Annotated in this window: 16 protein-coding genes; 3 read left to right on the plus strand and 13 right to left on the minus strand. The window is 27.5% G+C overall.

Going from position 1 to position 17323, the window contains the following annotated elements; genetic code table 11:
* Window positions 1–5: 5 nt before the first annotated feature.
* From ruvA to ACTNAO_RS06960, 4 genes are all read right to left on the minus strand, one after another.
* Window positions 6–617: a Holliday junction branch migration protein RuvA gene (ruvA, locus tag ACTNAO_RS06945; protein WP_441026369.1), complete on the minus strand. Its 612-nt coding sequence runs from the start codon at window positions 615–617 to the stop codon at window positions 6–8.
* A gap of 290 nt (window positions 618–907) precedes the next feature.
* A complete protein-coding gene (locus tag ACTNAO_RS06950) occupies window positions 908–1225 on the minus strand; it encodes a hypothetical protein (protein WP_441026371.1) in 318 nt (105 codons plus the stop codon).
* Between the two features lie 453 nt (window positions 1226–1678).
* Entirely contained in the window at window positions 1679–1927 is a 249-nt protein-coding gene (locus ACTNAO_RS06955) for an Imm59 family immunity protein (protein WP_441026373.1), read from the minus strand.
* Between the two features lie 182 nt (window positions 1928–2109).
* The gene (locus tag ACTNAO_RS06960; RefSeq protein WP_441026375.1) at window positions 2110–2685 is read right to left on the minus strand and encodes a hypothetical protein; all 576 of its coding nucleotides are present in this window, start codon (window positions 2683–2685) and stop codon (window positions 2110–2112) included.
* A 152-nt stretch (window positions 2686–2837) separates the two neighbouring features.
* On the opposite strand from ACTNAO_RS06960, the gene nadA reads away from it, so the two are divergent.
* Genes nadA through nadC form a run of 3 tightly spaced genes read left to right on the plus strand, consistent with a single transcriptional unit; the run spans window position 2838 to window position 5834 of the window.
* Window positions 2838–3746: a quinolinate synthase NadA gene (gene nadA, locus ACTNAO_RS06965; protein ID WP_441026377.1), complete on the plus strand. Its 909-nt coding sequence runs from the start codon at window positions 2838–2840 to the stop codon at window positions 3744–3746.
* A 2-nt stretch (window positions 3747–3748) separates the two neighbouring features.
* Window positions 3749–5011 carry an L-aspartate oxidase gene (locus ACTNAO_RS06970; protein ID WP_441026379.1) on the plus strand — a complete coding sequence of 421 codons (1263 nt, stop codon included), beginning with the start codon at window positions 3749–3751 and terminating at the stop codon, window positions 5009–5011.
* The gene (gene nadC / locus ACTNAO_RS06975) at window positions 4989–5834 is read left to right on the plus strand and encodes a carboxylating nicotinate-nucleotide diphosphorylase (RefSeq protein WP_441026381.1); all 846 of its coding nucleotides are present in this window, start codon (window positions 4989–4991) and stop codon (window positions 5832–5834) included. The genes ACTNAO_RS06970 and nadC overlap by 23 nt, the downstream gene beginning before the upstream one ends.
* A 27-nt stretch (window positions 5835–5861) precedes the next feature.
* Here nadC and uraA read toward each other — a convergent pair whose 3' ends face one another.
* The 9 genes from uraA to ACTNAO_RS07020 all read right to left on the minus strand — a co-directional run bounded on the left by uraA (window position 5862) and on the right by ACTNAO_RS07020 (window position 17199).
* Window positions 5862–7145, minus strand: a complete 1284-nt coding sequence (gene uraA / locus ACTNAO_RS06980) for a uracil permease (RefSeq protein ID WP_441026383.1) — start codon at window positions 7143–7145, stop codon at window positions 5862–5864.
* Between the two features lie 149 nt (window positions 7146–7294).
* Entirely contained in the window at window positions 7295–8164 is an 870-nt protein-coding gene (locus tag ACTNAO_RS06985) for a radical SAM/SPASM domain-containing protein (protein ID WP_441026385.1), read from the minus strand.
* A 16-nt stretch (window positions 8165–8180) separates the two neighbouring features.
* The gene (locus tag ACTNAO_RS06990) at window positions 8181–9395 is read right to left on the minus strand and encodes an SHOCT domain-containing protein (RefSeq protein WP_441026387.1); all 1215 of its coding nucleotides are present in this window, start codon (window positions 9393–9395) and stop codon (window positions 8181–8183) included.
* A 78-nt stretch (window positions 9396–9473) separates the two neighbouring features.
* Complete coding sequence (locus ACTNAO_RS06995; protein ID WP_441026389.1) at window positions 9474–12104, minus strand: calcium-translocating P-type ATPase, PMCA-type; 2631 nt, start codon at window positions 12102–12104, stop codon at window positions 9474–9476.
* Between the two features lie 103 nt (window positions 12105–12207).
* Window positions 12208–12840: a TerD family protein gene (locus tag ACTNAO_RS07000; RefSeq protein WP_441026391.1), complete on the minus strand. Its 633-nt coding sequence runs from the start codon at window positions 12838–12840 to the stop codon at window positions 12208–12210.
* Window positions 12841–12879: 39 nt separating this feature from the next.
* A complete protein-coding gene (locus ACTNAO_RS07005) occupies window positions 12880–13464 on the minus strand; it encodes a TerD family protein (protein ID WP_441026393.1) in 585 nt (194 codons plus the stop codon).
* 21 nt (window positions 13465–13485) lie between these two features.
* On the minus strand, window positions 13486–14232 hold the full coding sequence (locus tag ACTNAO_RS07010; RefSeq protein WP_441026395.1) for a TerD family protein: 747 nt from the start codon (window positions 14230–14232) through the stop codon (window positions 13486–13488).
* Window positions 14233–14343: 111 nt separating this feature from the next.
* Window positions 14344–15579, minus strand: coding sequence for a toxic anion resistance protein (locus ACTNAO_RS07015; protein ID WP_441026397.1), 1236 nt, complete (start codon window positions 15577–15579; stop codon window positions 14344–14346).
* A gap of 75 nt (window positions 15580–15654) precedes the next feature.
* The gene (locus tag ACTNAO_RS07020) at window positions 15655–17199 is read right to left on the minus strand and encodes a YceG family protein (RefSeq protein WP_441026399.1); all 1545 of its coding nucleotides are present in this window, start codon (window positions 17197–17199) and stop codon (window positions 15655–15657) included.
* Window positions 17200–17323: the final 124 nt, after the last annotated feature.

Below are 17323 nucleotides of genomic sequence, written 5' to 3' on the forward strand. Positions count from 1 at the left end.
ACCTCCTATCCCATTAATGCTTTTAATGAACTTTTTATAATATTTTCTACTGTTTCGTTTTTATCTGCTTTACTTACTGCACTTTCAGCTTCTTTTTCTGTATATCCTAAAGTTACAAGAGCAGAAATAGCTTCATTTATATTATTATTTGTATTTTCATTATAATTTGATTCTTGTGATAAATCTAATGAGCTACTTTCTACTACCTTATCTTCCTTCTTTAATTTATCTTTAAGTTCTAAAACAATTCTTCCTGCCATTTTCTTTCCTATACCAGGTGCCCTCATAATAAGCTTTTGATCTTCTGAAATAATAGCATACTTTAAACTATTTACTCTGCATATAGAAAGAAGAGACAAAGCAGCCTTTGCTCCAACCCCACTAATACTTATTAAAAGCTTAAACATTTCAAGTTCTTCTCTTGTAGTAAAACCATAAAGTCCTATAAAATCTTCTCTAACTATTTGTTCTAAATAAAGCATAGTTTCTTGTCCTGATTCTGGCATTTCAGCCATAGTAGCTCCTGAAGTATATATTTTATAACCAATTTTATTATTTTCTATAATTACATAATCTTTATTTATATCTATATATTTTCCTTTTATATACTCGTACATATACCCCTCCATGTGAAAGTATGTTCTCATAAGTCTATATTATACTTTATCATTTTACTTATTATGTTTCAATAGACTTTTTGCAATCTATAACAAAAATAAAAAGTGCCAAGAATTTGCATCTAGACACTTTTTATTCAGGAAACATTACATATCCTAGAATTTTTTCTTTCCTACTCTAATCTTTATATCATCTTCAGTTGGTTCTGATTTTTCCTTTATTAAATTTCCTTTTTCATCCCATTCTTTTAATGTTAAACATACACCATATTCATATCTGCCTTCCGATTTTAATATGCCATTATTATACCAATTCTTTTCTCAATGCCAAAAGTTCTTCCTCTTTGCATATACTGCATACTCTTTACTTTTCCATCATTATAAAACTCAATAAAATCCCCATCCGAAAAACCATTTTTATAAAAACAATAATATGCCAAATTTCCATTTGGATAAGTTTCATAGGTTAATCCTGTAAATGGTTTTCCACCTGATTCTTTTGAGTTATCTAAAATTCTATCACTTAAATATTCTTGTTCTAAAATATCATCATCAAAATCTATTCCATTCTTTAAGACATACTCTTTTGTCAATATTTTATTTTCCATACTTTAACCCCTCCATGAGCTAACATTGCTTCATTTAAGGCATATACTTCCTATTGCTTCATTATATTGCTTTAAATCACTTACTATTGAACTTAATATTCCATATTATGCAGTTACATACCTCTAAATTATGCATTCTATTTCCAACCATTAGCTTCTAAAAATTTATCTGGTATTCTTAATTCTAATTGCTCTATGGTTATTATTATCATCAACAACATTATTTATTTCACAACTCCCAATTTTATTTTTCATACGCCCTCTTAACTCTCTTATATTCAGAACTTTCTCTAGCTATTTTGCTTTCATTTATATTATTAAGTACTCTTTCTCTTAATGCAAGCCTTCCTTCTGTTGTATTTGTAACCCACTCTACATTTTCAGCTCCATACTTTTCTATGCAACATCTTCTGCTTTATCTACATTCTTTACTGTTTTAGCTACATCATCATTTTATAACTCTCTCAATATTTTATCAGCTCTTAATCTATCAATAAAATCATCTAATGCTTCTTCCTCATCTGAATAAATATCTTGTGAATTTGTAATCTTACTCGCTCTCTCATCTGTTACATAAACAATCCATTTATCATTCTCATACCTTAATACAACTTCATTTTCTCTATTATTCCTTTCTTCATTCAAATTATAATCTTGTAATTTCTCATCATGTATAATTTTTATTGCCTCGTTTATATTCATACTCTATCCTCTTATTTGATTTCCTTAAGCAGACCTAATCTTTCTAATTGTTCAACCGTAAGACTAAATTCATATTGAATTGCTCCACCATTTCCCCATCCTTCAAGTGGTTTGCTTTCATAACCTAACCACCATTAACTTTATTTTTCTTGTCACTAAAATTATAATGTCTAAATTTATATTTATGAAATAATATCTGAAATATCTAATTGTGCCTCTTCTTTTGTATTATATACAAGTTGCATATTATTAATCATTTCCTTATCTCCTTCTGGTAAATCTTTAAATTTTATAGAATTTCTATATACATCCTTGTCTTTATCTTCAATAAATAAATTACCCTCTTCATCACATTTAAATATTGCTAAATATCCATCATATTCTTTTATATAATACTTATTGGCTTCAGCACTATCCTTTACATCCCTCTTATATATATATTCTGACCCTGTTTCACTTTCTAATGAATATCCTAAAGTTTCAAGAGCTTCTCCTAATTTCTGTTCTGACAAATCATCATCTAAGTTTAAATCTTTTTTTAAATCAGAAAGGGACTTTTGTTTTTCTAAAATATCACCCTTAAATAGAGAAATTTTAACATTATTACTTAATATTTTGTTTTTATTATTTTGCTCTTGTAAAATATCATTTTGATTCTTTTTATACTGACTTTTAATACTTGTAACTATATAACTTGTATAAAATAATGTAAAAATCACCATTAATATCATAATAATTCTTTTTATAATAATTTTCATATTACGTACCACTCCTTTACTTATACCTCAAATTATAACCAATTATACTTTTTTTATACTTATTAGTTTATTTTTATTGACAATTATCCATATTTTAATTTAAACTATAATAAGTATATATTTTTTTACCTAATTCAAGGAGTTGTATTAAATTGAATATTATAGACGAAATAAAAAAACTTAAAAAAGAAAAAAACGCCCTTATATTAGCTCATTTATATCAAAGACAAGAAATACAAGAAATTGCTGATATAGTTGGAGATTCATACTTTCTAAGTAAAAAAGCTGTTGAATCTGATTCTAATCTTATTGTATTTTGCGGAGTTGGATTTATGGCAGAAAGTGCAAAAATTCTTTCACCAAACAAGAAAGTTTTGCTTCCTGCAAAAGAAGCAAGATGTCCAATGGCTGACATGGCATTAGTGGACAAGCTTAATGATATGAAAAAAGAACATCCAAATGCCAAGGTTATTAGTTACATTAATACTAACCTTGATATTAAAGCTTTGTCTGATGTTTGTGTAACATCATCATCTGCACTTAAAATTATGAAAAACATTGAAGAAGATGAAATAATATTTATTCCAGATAGAAACCTTGGAGGATATATTAGTGAGTTCTTCCCTGAAAAGAAATTTATTCTTTATCAAGGATTTTGCCCAACACACGAAAGAGTAACAAAGGAAGAAGTTCTTGAGCTAAAAAATAAATATCCTGATTTTGAAGTAATATGTCATCCTGAATGTAATAAAGAAGTAAGATCTATTTCTGATTACATTGGAAGCACTTCTGAACTTATTACTTATTCAACAAATTCAAAATCAAAAGGATTTATAGTAGTTACAGAAGAGGGAGTTTTGTATCAAATGAAAACAAAGAATCCTAACAAAACATTTATTCCTCTAAAAAATTCAATGATTTGTCCTAATATGAAAATGACAACTCTTCAAGAATTATATGACTGCTTAAAAAATGAATCTAATGAAATAATTATAGATGAAGAAAAAAGATTAAAAGCGCTTAATGCACTAAAAAACATGCATGTGTTAGGAGATAGATAATAATGATTAAAACTTGTGATGTATTAATCGTAGGATCTGGTGTTGCTGGAGTATATTCTGCCCTTAATATTGACAAAAACTTACGTGTACTATTAATATGCAAAGAAAATTTAAGAGATTGTAATTCTTATTTAGCACAAGGAGGAATATCAACTGCATTAAATAATGAAGATATGCCAGCCTATATGGATGATACATTTGCTGCTGGTAACTATAAAAATGATACTGATGCTGTTGAAACATTAGTTTCTGAATCTAGAGAAAATATAAAAAGACTTATAAATCTTAATGTGCCATTTGATAGAAACGAAGATGGTACCTTAAACTATACTAGAGAAGGTGGTCACAGCACCTTTAGAATTGTACACATTAAAGATGAAACAGGAAAATATCTTATGGAATCTTTATTTAAAGAACTTGAAACAAGAGATAATATAAGTGTCCTAGAACATTGCACTTTACTTGATATTATTAAAACAGATAATGTTTGTACTGGTGGAATATGTTCATATAAAGGTGAGAACCTTCAAATTCATGCCAAACGTACAATTCTTGCAACTGGTGGTCTTGGAGGATTATTTAAATCTACAACAAACTTTCCTTCTTTAACTGGTGATGGAATTGCCATAGCATTAAAAAATGGAATAACAATAAAAGATATTAATTATCTTCAACTTCACCCTACTGTACTATATGAAAAAGATTCTATAGGAAAAAGACTTTTATTGTCTGAATCATTACGTGGTGAAGGTGGAAAAATAAGAAATTTAAAGGGAGCTGAATTTGTTGATTCTCTAAAGCCACGTGATGTTGTGTCTCGTGCAATACTTAAACAAATAGCAAAAACTCCTGAAACTCCATATGTATACCTTGATATGACTCATTTAAAGAAAGATTTCCTTATGAAGAGATTTCCATATCTTTATGATGAATGTTTAAAAAGAGGTTATGCAATGGAAAAAGATATGTTACCTGTATCTCCTGCTCATCATTATGCAATGGGGGGAATTAAAGTTAACTTATATGGAGAAACAAGCTTAAAGGATCTTTATGCCTTAGGTGAAACTGCTTGTACTGGAGTTCATGGAAGCAATAGACTTGCAAGTAATTCATTACTTGAAGGAATAGTATTTGGATATAGATGTGCACATAAAATAAATGATGAATTATTTAACTGTAATGCTGAAAGTCCAAGCAGAGAAGCCCTTATTGAATTTTTAAAAGAAAGAGTGGATGAAAATTATGTTAAACTTCTTAATTGTTGATAATATCATAAAAGAAGGACTAAAAGAAGATGCTCCATTTGGTGATATTACCACAGATAGCATTATAAGTCCTACAAGTATATGTAAAGTTAATTTAATTGCTAAAGAAGATGGAATAATATGTGGATTTCCAGTATTTAAAAGAGTATTTGAATTACTTGGTAATGTTAAAGTTGAAGCCTTTAAAAAAGATGGTGACACTGTTTTTAAAGGTGAAAAAATAGCTTTAGTTACTGGAAATACAAGAAATGTATTAATAGGCGAACGTATTGCACTTAATTTAATGCAAAGAATGAGTGGAATAGCAACTATTACAAAAGCTTATGCTGATAAAATTGTATCTACTAATGCTAAAGTAGTAGATACAAGAAAAATAACTCCATTATATAGAAACTTAGATAAATATTCAGTTTTATGTGGAGGCGGTGCAAATCACAGATTTTCTCTATCAGATTCAGTTTTAATAAAAGATAATCACATAGATGCAGCTGGTGGAATAGTAAATGCTATAAAGCTTGCAAGAAAAAATTGTTCTTTTACAAGTAAAATTGAAGTAGAAACAGAAAATAAATCTGAAGTTTTAGAAGCATTAATAGCAAAGGCTGATATAATAATGCTTGATAATATGACACCTTCAATGGTAAAAGAAATGGTTAAGCTAATTGATCATAAAGCTATTGTTGAATGTTCTGGTAATATTACAATAGATAATATAAAAGACTATGCAGAAGCTGGTGTAGATTATATATCTGTTGGTGCACTTACTCATTCATTTAAAGTTTTAGATATATCTCTTAAAGAACTTGAAATAATCTCACAATAAAAAAAGCGCCTAGGCGCTTTTTTTATGTTATTTTTCATTCATTATTCCAAGCTTATCAAATATAATAAATAATATACTTACTATCATAGCAACTATTGTTGCAAGCCCCATTCCAGAAAGTTCTACTGAACCTAAAGGAATAGTAATATTACTAAGGCCTGATATAAATGTTAAAGATGCTAAAATCAAATTTCTAGATTTGGAAAAATCAACTTTTTCTTCTATAAATGTTCTAAGCCCAGACACAGCAATAGTACCAAATAATAATAAGCTAATTCCTCCTACAACTGGTGTTGGAATAGTGCTAATAAGGGCTGATATTTTCCCTGAAAAGCCTAAAATTACAGATATTATGCCAGCTCCACAGATAACATATACACTATAAACTTTTGTAAGTGCCATAACTCCAATATTTTCACCATATGTTGTTGTAGGAACTGAGCCAAACATTCCTGAAATAACTGTTGAAAGTCCATCACCTAAAAGTGACCTATCAAGGCCTGGATCTTTTGTTAAATCTCTTCCTATAATGCTACTTGTAACCTTAAGATGACCTATATGTTCTGCAATAACAACAAAGGTTGCTGGAACAATAGTTAATATTGCCTTTACATCAAAATGTGCAAGCTGAATATTAGGAAGTGTAAAAAAGCTTGCTTCTCTAACTTGTGTAAAATCTACTAAGCCAGTAAAATATGATACTATATATCCTACTATTACACCTATAAGAATAGGGATAATCTTAAAAAATCCTCTAAATAAAACATTTCCAAATACAACTACTGCTAAAGTTATCATAGACACAAGTACCCATGTTCCATTAAATTCAGTTGTATTACTTCCTCCTACTGGAAATCCTGCCATATCAGCAGCAGAACTTGCAAGTTCAAGTCCAATAATAGCAACTATAGCTCCCATAGCAGCTGGTGGAAACAATCTATTAATCCAACCTGTACCAGTAAATTTTACAATTATAGCAATAAGAACAAATACAAGGCCTGTTGCTACAAAACCACCTTGGATAGTTTGAAAATTATATCCTTCTCCCATAAGCAGCAATACTGGTGAAAGATATGCAAAACTTGAACCTAAATATGCAGGAATCTTTCCTTTTGTAATAAGTGCATACAAAAGTGTTCCTATACCATTAAAAAAGAGTACTGTTGTAGGATCAATATTAAACATTATGGGAACTAAAATGGAAGATCCAAACATAGCAAATAAATGTTGAAAACTAAGAGGAAAAGCTTTCTTAAATGGCACCTTTTCCAAAACATCAATCATTAAACTGTCATTATTATTTTCTGTCATAGTGTCTCCTTTTGTGTAAATAAATTTTAAAATGTACATTCATATGTTATGCATTTTTACTATTATTATTAATTTTCTTGCTAATTATACACTGTCAATAAATTATTTTCAACAAAAAAATGCACCCCAAAATTTAGGATGCATTTTTCTTAAAATCTTGTGCTATAACCGCAGGTTCTACACAATTTTTCTATTTTTTTTCTTTGAGAAAATCCATTAAACATATTTTTTGCTCTATCACCATTTATTATAGATTCAAAATCTTTTTCAAAAATATTTCCAAGAGGAATATTGCCTTCACTATCTAAACAGCAAGGTACAACTGTCCCATCAACTAATATGCCCACATGACTTCTAATCCCATAACAAAAACCTCTATCACTTATTTCTTGTATATTTATATTAGGCCAACTAAATTTTTCTGCACCATTTATATAAATCCTATCAGAAATTTTAACTGAATTATTTTTATTTAATTTCTCTAGTAAATCACCATTATATGAAAATTCATTTTTAATAATATTTATAATATCCTCATTAAGGTTATTTTCTCCCTTTAATATACTACTGTTAAAATTCCATAACCTTAAGGCTGATATAATATTAGTATTGCTTTTTGCTTCCTTTACAAATGATATAATGTTATTTACATATTCATAAAAGTCTATTTCATTATCATTAGCTTCAAAACTATGAAGCGAAAAATTAATTTGTCTTAGAGCCTTTGATTCTAATAAAATGTTTTTTCTATTATTTATCAGTGTACCATTAGTTGTTAAATTAACCTTAAACCCCATTTTATAAGACAATTCTAAAAAATCACCTATATTATCATTTAAAAGAGGTTCTCCCATAAGATGAAAAAATATATAATCTGTATAAGGTTTAATTTCATATAATATTTTTTCAAATTCTTTTATATTCATAAATTTATATTTTCTTTTTGTTTTAGGGCAAAAATGACAATTTAAATTGCATATATTAGTTATTTCAATGTAGATTCTCTTATATTTTTTCATTACTAATTCCTTTTATTTAAATTCTTGCAAGTAATTCTTTTTTCTTTTCATTAAATTCATCTTCATTTATAGCTCCCATATCTTTTAATTTAGAAAGCTTTTCTATTTTAACAAATATATCTTCGCTAGATTCTTTGTTAAGATTAATACAATCATCATTATTTTTTCTTAATCCATTAACTATTTCAACTATCTTTTTAGCATCTTCTAATGCTATATTATTTATTTTTATTTTGGATCCTTTATATATAATTTCTAATGAACCTTGCTTAAATATATTAAGTATAGATATGGCATCATTTAAATCTTCTATATCTATATAATCTATATTCTTATATAATATACTATTTACAACTGTAATTCCATCTACTTTTAAAGATTTTATAATTAATTTATTACTTGTGCAAATTATACTTTCACTATTTTTATTATATGACCTTGCAAAATATATGAACTTTTCACTTAAACTCATAGATTCTTTTATTTTTTCTAATTCATCAATATCTATTAATTTTTCAATTTCCTTTGATATTTCATCATCACTAAAAGATAAATCTTGTGCTTTTAGTTTACTAAAAAATTTATTTAATATGTACTTTTTATCTTCATCAACTTTAAATAGAGGTACATCATTTATTTTTAAATCATTTGTAACATCATCTATTTCTATTTCACTTATTTTATCTAAATCAATTGATAATGTATAAATTAAAGTTTCATTATAATGCTTTATGTTAAAATAAAAACAATTAGTTGTAAGAACATAATTGTCTTTACTACCTCCATAATAACACATTAATATTTCTTCTGTATCATCTTTAAACTCATATATATTTTTGATTTTTTCAATTGTTCTTGCTGGTATTGATTGCGAAAAATACAATGGTTTCTTAATTTCTGATTTATAAAAATTATATATATTTTTATTAAAGTCATTGCAATATGATAGTAGCTTACTAGACGAAACATTTAAAAACATTGACTTTCCATATAAAACACTGTTTTCTGCTATTCTAGTATATGTTTCATTTTGAACATCACTTAAAAATTGCCTTTGTTCCTGAAGCTTTTGTCTATTTTCTTCTATTTTATTTTCAATTGTTTCTTTCCCTTTTTTAGCTGTATCTGTTATTATCATTCCAGCACTTATTGCAGTATCCTTTATTCCACTTTCTTCAACAGTTTTTTTAATTTCTTCACTTATTTCTTTTACCTTATCAGTTAATGCCATATAAACATCCCTCCATTTAAACATTTACATTTATTTTATAAAACAAGAGAGAAAACTCCCTCTTGTCTATTATTTAAATTATTCTTGAACTAACTTATTTGTAATTGCTTTTCTTATCATATCAAATGGAATTATTGTAAATGCAAGTAATAAAACTATACCCCATTGCTTTATTCCAATAGCTTCACATTCAAATAATTCTCCACCAAAAGTTGAAACTAACACTTGGACTACTGCAATAATTCCCATTACCTTAAGAAATCCTAGATTTTCTTTTACATTTTTTAGAACATTAAAACTATCATTTCTTACATTAAATCCATTAAATACTGCTGAAAATACAAATAATGAGAAATATCCTGTAAAGTGAAGCAATTTATCATACTCTCCATTTACAGTAAATAAATCCTTCATAAATGGAGCAAATAAAAATACTAAACTTACAGCTATAATCCAAGCAGCTGCTAAACTAATTTGTGTCATCATTTTCTTTGAAATAATACTTTGTGTTCTAGACTTTGGTTTTTCTTGCATATATTTAGAAAGTGCAGGTTCTGCACCAAGGGCTAAAGCTCCAAGTCCATCCATTACAAGGTTAATCCAAAGCATTTGAATTATACCAAGTGGTTGGTCAATTCCTAAAAATGGAGTAACAGCACATATTACAACAGCAGCAACATTAATAGTTAATTGGAATTTTATAAATTTTAATATGTTATTGTAAATTGTTCTACCATAAAGTATTGCATTTTCAATTGATTTAAAGTTATCATCTAAAATAACTATGTCCCCAACTTCTTTTGCCACATCAGTACCAGATCCCATAGCAAAACCAACATCTGCTCTCTTTAATGCTGGTGCATCATTAACACCATCACCTGTCATACCACAAACAAGATTAAGTTCTTGAGTTAATCTTACCATTCTTGATTTATCGGTAGGAAGTGCTCTTGCAATAACTCTTAGCTTAGGAAGAATATTTTTTACTTCTTCATCACTCATTTTATTAAGTTCATCTGATGTAAGTGCAATATCCTCTTCACTTTCTATAAGTCCGCAATCTTTGGCTATGGCTACTGCTGTTTCTTTTCTATCACCAGTAATCATAACAACTTGAACTCCTGCACCTCTAACTTCTTTTATTGCTCTTTTTGCTTCTTCTCTAACATCATCTCTTATTCCAACAAATCCTACAATTATTAAATCATTTGGTAATTCATTTTCAGAAAGAGAACTTTCACTATATGCAAATCCTAAAACTCTCATTGCTTTTTCTGCTAAAGCATCTATCTTAGCATTTATTTTGTCTTTATCTATATCTACTACTTTACCTTCAGCATTTATATACTTAGTTGCCTTTGAAAGTAATCTTTCTGGAGCTCCTTTATAGACTGTTTTTCCATTAAGTTCTGCTGCTGAATACTTGTTAGAAGAATTAAATTCTTGAACTTTCAAAACTTCTGTTTGAGAATACTTTTCAGACTTTTCTTTACCTAAGAATGATAAAAGTGCCTTATCTGTTGCATTACCACCAATTACCTTGCCTTCTCCATCAAACATAGCTGCTGTATTTTTACCAATACAAAGATTAACAAGTTCATTTATATTTTCACTGTCTTTATATGAATCTTTTATGTCACCATCAAAAAATTCTACAACTTCAAGCATACCTTTTGTAATTGTACCAGTTTTATCACTAAATAATACATTTAATGAACCTGCAGTTTCAATACCTATAGGCTTTCTAACTAATACATTTTTTTGAAGCATTTTTGAAGTATTTTGCATAAGTACTATTGCAATCATAAGTGGTAATCCTTCTGGAACAGCCATAACTACAATTGTTACAGAAACCATTACCTTTTCAAGTACATCTGATACTATTTTAATAGCTCCCATGCCAAGGTAATCACTTATACCTCCTTGAACAATAACACCATGAATCATTAATGCTATAAAAATAACTATTGCACCAATATATCCAAATTTAGATATTTTATCAGCTAAGTCAGTAAGTTTAACTTTAAGGGGACTATCAACATTATCGTCTTGCATATCTTTTGCCATAGAACCCATTACAGTTTTCATACCAACTTTTTGAACAAGCATTACACCTTTTCCACTTAAAGTAACTGCTCCTCTAAATAAAGAACTTTTATCAACAAATGTATCACCTGTTAAAGCAACTTCTTTTTCAGCATCATCCATTGAGTAATCTTCTTTAGGTGATTTTTTACATTCTTCAGATTCACCATTTAATGAAGAGTTATCTACTCCAATATTTCCTTCTATTAAAATACCATCAGCTGGTATTTTATCTCCTGATTGAAGTAATACATAATCTCCAACAACTATATCATCAATTATTATTTCTTCAATTTGACCATCACGATAAACTTTACAGACGTCTTTTTTAGTTTCCTGCTTTAGCTTTCTATATTCTTGGTCTGATGACATTTCTGTTTTTGCAGAAATTACTGAAACTATTGCTACAGCTACTATAATTCCAACAGATTCTAGTATACTACCACCAGTAATAAGTGTAAGAATTATCATTATTACTGCAATTGCAATTAAAAGCTTAAGCATAGGATCATCTAATGCATCTTTAAGCTTATCAAAGAATGTTTCAGGTTCAGCTTCTTCTATAATATTCTGACCATACTTTCTTTTGCTTTCTTCTACTTCTTGTTTGTTTAAACCTTTCATTTTTTCCTCCTAAATATGAGCTATAATTGTTTGTAAATTTTATTAATAAGTACATAAATAGAAGTCCTAAGTAAGACTTCTATTTACTATACATTATTTTTAATTATTGATATAAGGCTAAAATTCCATTTAAATCTGCTATTTTGCCTTCTCCAACAGCTCTAAATTGCCATTCTTGTCCTTGTCTATAAAGTTCAGCAAAAATTACAGATGTTGCAGCAGAACCATCTTCTTTTAAATTAAATCTACATATTTCTTTTTCATTTTGTTCTGCATCAAGTAATCTTATGTATGAATTATCTACCATACCAAATGTTTGTCTCTTAGTTTGTGCTTCAAAAATAGATACTACAAAAACTATTTTTTGTATAGCTGGATTAATTTGATCTAGATTTATATCTATTCTCTCATCATCACCTTCACCTGCACCAGTTCTATTATCTCCATTTAAGAAAATACCTTGACCTTGCATATTATTAAAATATATTACATTGTCTACTGTATTAAACTTTCCATTTGCATCTAATAAAAATGCTGCAATGTCTAAATCAAAACTATCTCCTGAAGTTGCAATATCCCATCCTGCTCCAAGTATTACATGTTTAAGTCCTGGATTTCTCTTTGTTAAATCAAGAATATCATTTTTCTTAAGATTTAAACTTAAAGGTGCACCTCCTTGATTTGGCATAGCTCCATTTCCACTATTTTCGTTAAATTTTCCAATGTTTATTCCCATTTCCCTTCACTCCTACTTATATCTTATATATTTTAAACTTTAGCGAAATCTATTAGCTAAAGTTTGTAAGCTACCTCTAAATAAATCTCCAACAGCCTTAAAAGACCATTGGCCATTAATCTTATTAAGTTCTGCAAATACTATTGCTGTATTATCTCCACCAGCTTCTGTAAGATTATATCTGCATATTTCTTCATCATTTTTATCTTCATTAAGAAGTCTTACATATGCATTTTTAACCTTACCAAAACTTTGATTCCTTTCTATTCCATCATAAATGGTAACAGCAAAAATTATTCTTTCACAATCATTTGGAATATTATTTAATGAGATTGATATCATCTCATCATCTCCATCACCTTCGCCAGTTAAATTATCTCCATGTAAAAATAATCCTGTTCCTTTTAAATTGCCATAATAAACTATCCCATTTTTCTTTAATATCTTATTATTTTTATCTAAAAGTATTGCTGATAAATCAAGATCAAAATCTTGTTTAAATATTCCAAATATACCCTTTGATGCTACATCCCATCCTGCACATAATCTTAATTTGTTTAATGAAGGATCTCTTTTTGTTAAATCTAAAATGTCATTCTTTTTTAAATTTAAAACTCCTGCCATAGTACTCCACCTCCATAAAATTTACATGTATAAACTTAATATTCCATTTAAATCTGCTATTTTTCCTTCTCCTATTGCTTTAAATCTCCAATCCATGCCTTCCTTAAATAATTCAGCAAAAATAACTGCTGTTACTGTTGAACTATCTTGTTTTAAATTAAATCTGCATATTTCTCTTTCGTTATTTTCTGCGTCAAGAAGTCTAACATATGAATTATCAACCATACCAAAAGTTTGTCTTTTAGCCTGTGCATCATATATTGTTACACAAAATACTATTTTTTGTATATCAGGTCTAATTTGTGATAAATCAATATCAATTCTTTCATCATCACCTTCACCTGCACCTGTTCTATTATCTCCTTCAAGATAAATTCCATCTGCTCTCATATTGTTGAAAAATATTACATCATCTGGTATACGTTGTACTTTATTATTTGCACCTACCATTAATGCTGCTATATCTAAATCAAAGTCCTGACCATTTTGTGCTACATCCCATCCAGCTCCTAAAACTACCTTTTTAAGTCCTGGAACTTTTTTAGTTAAATCTAAAATATCATTTTTTCTAAGATTAAGAGGACTTGCATTATTATTAATTACTCCGCCATTATTAATCATATTTTTATTTGACCCCATCATACCTGGATTTGACCCCATCATACCTGAATTTGATCCCATCATATTTTGATTATTATTCATATTCTGGTTACCATTATTAGGTTGAAAATTACTTCCCCCAGAAAATCCTCCTAAATTAATTGCCATTTTTCATTCCTCCCACATAATATAAAAAATTAAATATATATAAATTATCAATATCTTATCATAATGAGTTTAATTAGTAAATATTTTACTTTCTTAAAATTTCCTTAATTTTTAAACTCCAAAAGCATTTTTCTTCATTTCATATTTAAGTGTTTCTAATCTCTTTGTATTTTCTACTCTTTGTTGTGCATTAGCAATTTGAATTTGCTTTGTATCTTCAATACCTTTCATTATAGTATCATAAGATCTTTCAAGTGTTTCAAGAGCAATAGAACTGCCTGATGCCATTTTTGCTATTTCAACAGATTGTCTTGCTGTACTATTTGCATTTCTCATAATAAGTTCATTAGTTTTATCATCAAGTTGCTTTATAGATTTAGCTTGAATTTCTTGTCTCTTAAGTATTATTGCTTGAGCTAAACATTGCTTAAATATTGGCAAAGTAACTATAAATGAAGAATTTATCTTTCTCATTAGGTTAAAATTTGACATTTGAATAGTTTGAAGCATTGGAGCAGCTTGAATTGCTACATTTTCAGCTATTCTAAGATCATAAATTCTTTGTTGCATCATTTCTTTGCTCATTTGAAGCTTTTGAAGCATCATTTGCTTTTCATTTTCATCTATATCTGTTCTATTTGGGAAACTTTCTAAATAACCATCTATTTCTTCTACAGCAAGTTCCCCAGCCACTATATACTTTTCTAATATTTTATAGAATTGTATGTTACCATCATATAATTTTTTTAATTTTGCATTTGCTTCCCTTATATCTGATTCATATTTTTTTAATAATACATAAACTTTATCTACTTCATAACCAAGTGTATCATATTTTTGGAAAAGCTTTGCTACTGCATTACCTGCTCTTTTAAATAGTTTAGACAAACCACTTTCCTCTTTTACATTTTTCAACTCATCAATGTCAAACTTATCCATTATCTTAGTTAAAGCCATAAGCATTTCACTTGCTTCTTCTGATTTAACTTGTTTCATATTATTTAATAGTTCATCAGATATTCTTGAAATATTTTCACTAGCCTTTTGTCCGAAATTTATTATAGAATTTGTATTATTAATATCTACTTCGCTTGTTAAGTTTTGAACTTCCTTTTCATTTCTAAGTTTCATTTTATATTCATCAATATCATTCATCATTTGCATATCATTATTATTTGAATTCATTATTGAGTTTTGATCCATTTGAGGCATAGTATCCTTCATTATGTTAACAGTTGGATTTGCTTCTGCATATCCCATATTATTATTCATTCCACTATTATATTGATTTATACCATTATAATTATTTTCATTCATATTATTATAATTGTTATTTTGATTATCCATATTATCCTCCATTTTTATTAAGAATTTTAATTCCTAATTACACATAATACCTTTATATTAAAAAACAAATTATTTTTACATATTAAATAATTTTGAAAAGAAACCTTTTTTTAAAGACATAACCTTTTTAAATGAAATGTCATACTTCATTGATTCTAACCTATCCTCAGTATACACCTCTTTCATTAAAATCAGATTAAAATTTAAAGAACCTGATGGATTAAATACTACAATATCTAAACCAATTAAATGAAGATAAGCAAGAAGTTTAATCATTTGCTCTGACAATGTATTTTCTTCATCTAAGAAAATAACAATCTTAGGAATATTAGAAGTAAAATCAAAATTATCTATAAGCTTTACTATATCTTCATTTAAAGATAATACAAGGCATAATAATTCAAGACAAGCTTTTTTGTCAAAAGCATTAGCAAAAACATCTTTAGATTTTATTGTTTCATTAAATTTATTTAAAAGTAAATTTTGTACTTCATCACTAAACTTTTGGAATTTATAAAATTTTGATTTTTTAACTTGTGCAATATCAAATGTTCCATCACTTAACTGACAAAACATAAGTTCATACATATCTTCACTAAATTTAATTTCTGTAGAAATATTATTGTTATTAAAAACAAGAGTATTTTCTGTTTCAATACATTTTTTTATAAGCTTTTGGTATTCAAATAAATCATTATAAACACCACTTATTTTCTTAAAAAGGCAAGGAACCGTTACCACATTTTTATCTACCCTAAAACCATCTCTTAATTTAGCAGGCTCATTCCAATATATTAAAATATCTTCAAGTATACCATCTAAAAGTACAGCTTTTGTATATCCATCTCTAAATTGCCAAGGTGCATACATACCTGTGCCTTCAAAAAACTGTGATGTAACTTCTTTTTCTAATTTTTTTGCTACAGTTTCAATATTTTCAATTTCCTTACCTCTTTTGGCATGTTCTTTAAAAGAGTCAAGACTAACTATTGCCATATTTTGAACCTTTATACTTAATTTAGATTGCTCAATATCCTCAAAATATTCTTCTTTTAATGGATTAATATATAATACATCAAAACCAATTAAATATAATATTATTAAGAAATACACAGCATGCCTTTCTATATTGCCATAATAAATACATTTTGGATTATAATCTGACTCAAAATTAATATCTTTTCCATAAGTATATGCCCAAACAATTAGCTTTGTAATAAAATTTTTAAGAACATTTTCACTAAAGAAATTTTCTTTTTGTCTTGCAATATTTATAACATAATCTAAAGCTTCTAAAAATTTGTTATTAATATTTTCATTTTTAAAAACTACTATATCTTGAGTCTTCATAGATGTAATATTCATATTACCAAGCTCATAATAAATATAATTTATAAGATCCATTTCAGGTTTAAAAGGAAGTTCATTATCAAAAATTATGCTAACATCCTTATATTGTAGACACTTACTTTGTAACGTTTTCAATACATCATCATATTCATTTTGATCTTTAACACCTATAAATCTATAAAAAAGAGGTTTTAATTCTTCATTTGAAGTGGTTCTTTCATATTTATTTTTAAATACTTCATTAATTATATCCTTAAGTCCTAATGTCATTATATTTTTACCTACTTTTTTTTATTATATACTAATAATTGTATATCATTTTTATGTGTTTTATCAACTCCTATAAGTCTAAATAAATAATAATTATTTATTTGTTAACATATTATTATTCTAT

Source organism: Clostridium sp. HCP1S3_C6 (genome assembly GCF_052066735.1).
GTDB lineage: Bacteria > Bacillota > Clostridia > Clostridiales > Clostridiaceae > Clostridium.

Excerpts from the sequence above, each read along its gene's own strand:
- ACTNAO_RS07005 (WP_441026393.1), bottom strand. The coding sequence starts at position 13,464 with ATGGCAGGAGTTTTAAATTTAAAAAAGAATGACATTTTAGATTTAACA.
- ACTNAO_RS06990 (WP_441026387.1), bottom strand. The coding sequence starts at position 9,395 with ATGGCATTAACTGATAAGGTAAAAGAAATAAGTGAAGAAATTAAAAAA.
- ACTNAO_RS07000 (WP_441026391.1), bottom strand. The coding sequence starts at position 12,840 with ATGGGAATAAACATTGGAAAATTTAACGAAAATAGTGGAAATGGAGCT.
- ruvA (WP_441026369.1), bottom strand. The coding sequence starts at position 617 with ATGTACGAGTATATAAAAGGAAAATATATAGATATAAATAAAGATTAT.
- ACTNAO_RS06955 (WP_441026373.1), bottom strand. The coding sequence starts at position 1,927 with ATGAATATAAACGAGGCAATAAAAATTATACATGATGAGAAATTACAA.
- ACTNAO_RS06960 (WP_441026375.1), bottom strand. The coding sequence starts at position 2,685 with ATGAAAATTATTATAAAAAGAATTATTATGATATTAATGGTGATTTTT.
- ACTNAO_RS07015 (WP_441026397.1), bottom strand. The coding sequence starts at position 15,579 with ATGGATAATCAAAATAACAATTATAATAATATGAATGAAAATAATTAT.
- ACTNAO_RS07010 (WP_441026395.1), bottom strand. The coding sequence starts at position 14,232 with ATGGCAATTAATTTAGGAGGATTTTCTGGGGGAAGTAATTTTCAACCT.
- ACTNAO_RS06950 (WP_441026371.1), bottom strand. The coding sequence starts at position 1,225 with ATGGAAAATAAAATATTGACAAAAGAGTATGTCTTAAAGAATGGAATA.
- ACTNAO_RS07020 (WP_441026399.1), bottom strand. The coding sequence starts at position 17,199 with ATGACATTAGGACTTAAGGATATAATTAATGAAGTATTTAAAAATAAA.
- ACTNAO_RS06995 (WP_441026389.1), bottom strand. The coding sequence starts at position 12,104 with ATGAAAGGTTTAAACAAACAAGAAGTAGAAGAAAGCAAAAGAAAGTAT.
- nadC (WP_441026381.1), top strand. The coding sequence starts at position 4,989 with ATGTTAAACTTCTTAATTGTTGATAATATCATAAAAGAAGGACTAAAA.
- ACTNAO_RS06970 (WP_441026379.1), top strand. The coding sequence starts at position 3,749 with ATGATTAAAACTTGTGATGTATTAATCGTAGGATCTGGTGTTGCTGGA.
- uraA (WP_441026383.1), bottom strand. The coding sequence starts at position 7,145 with ATGACAGAAAATAATAATGACAGTTTAATGATTGATGTTTTGGAAAAG.
- ACTNAO_RS06985 (WP_441026385.1), bottom strand. The coding sequence starts at position 8,164 with ATGAAAAAATATAAGAGAATCTACATTGAAATAACTAATATATGCAAT.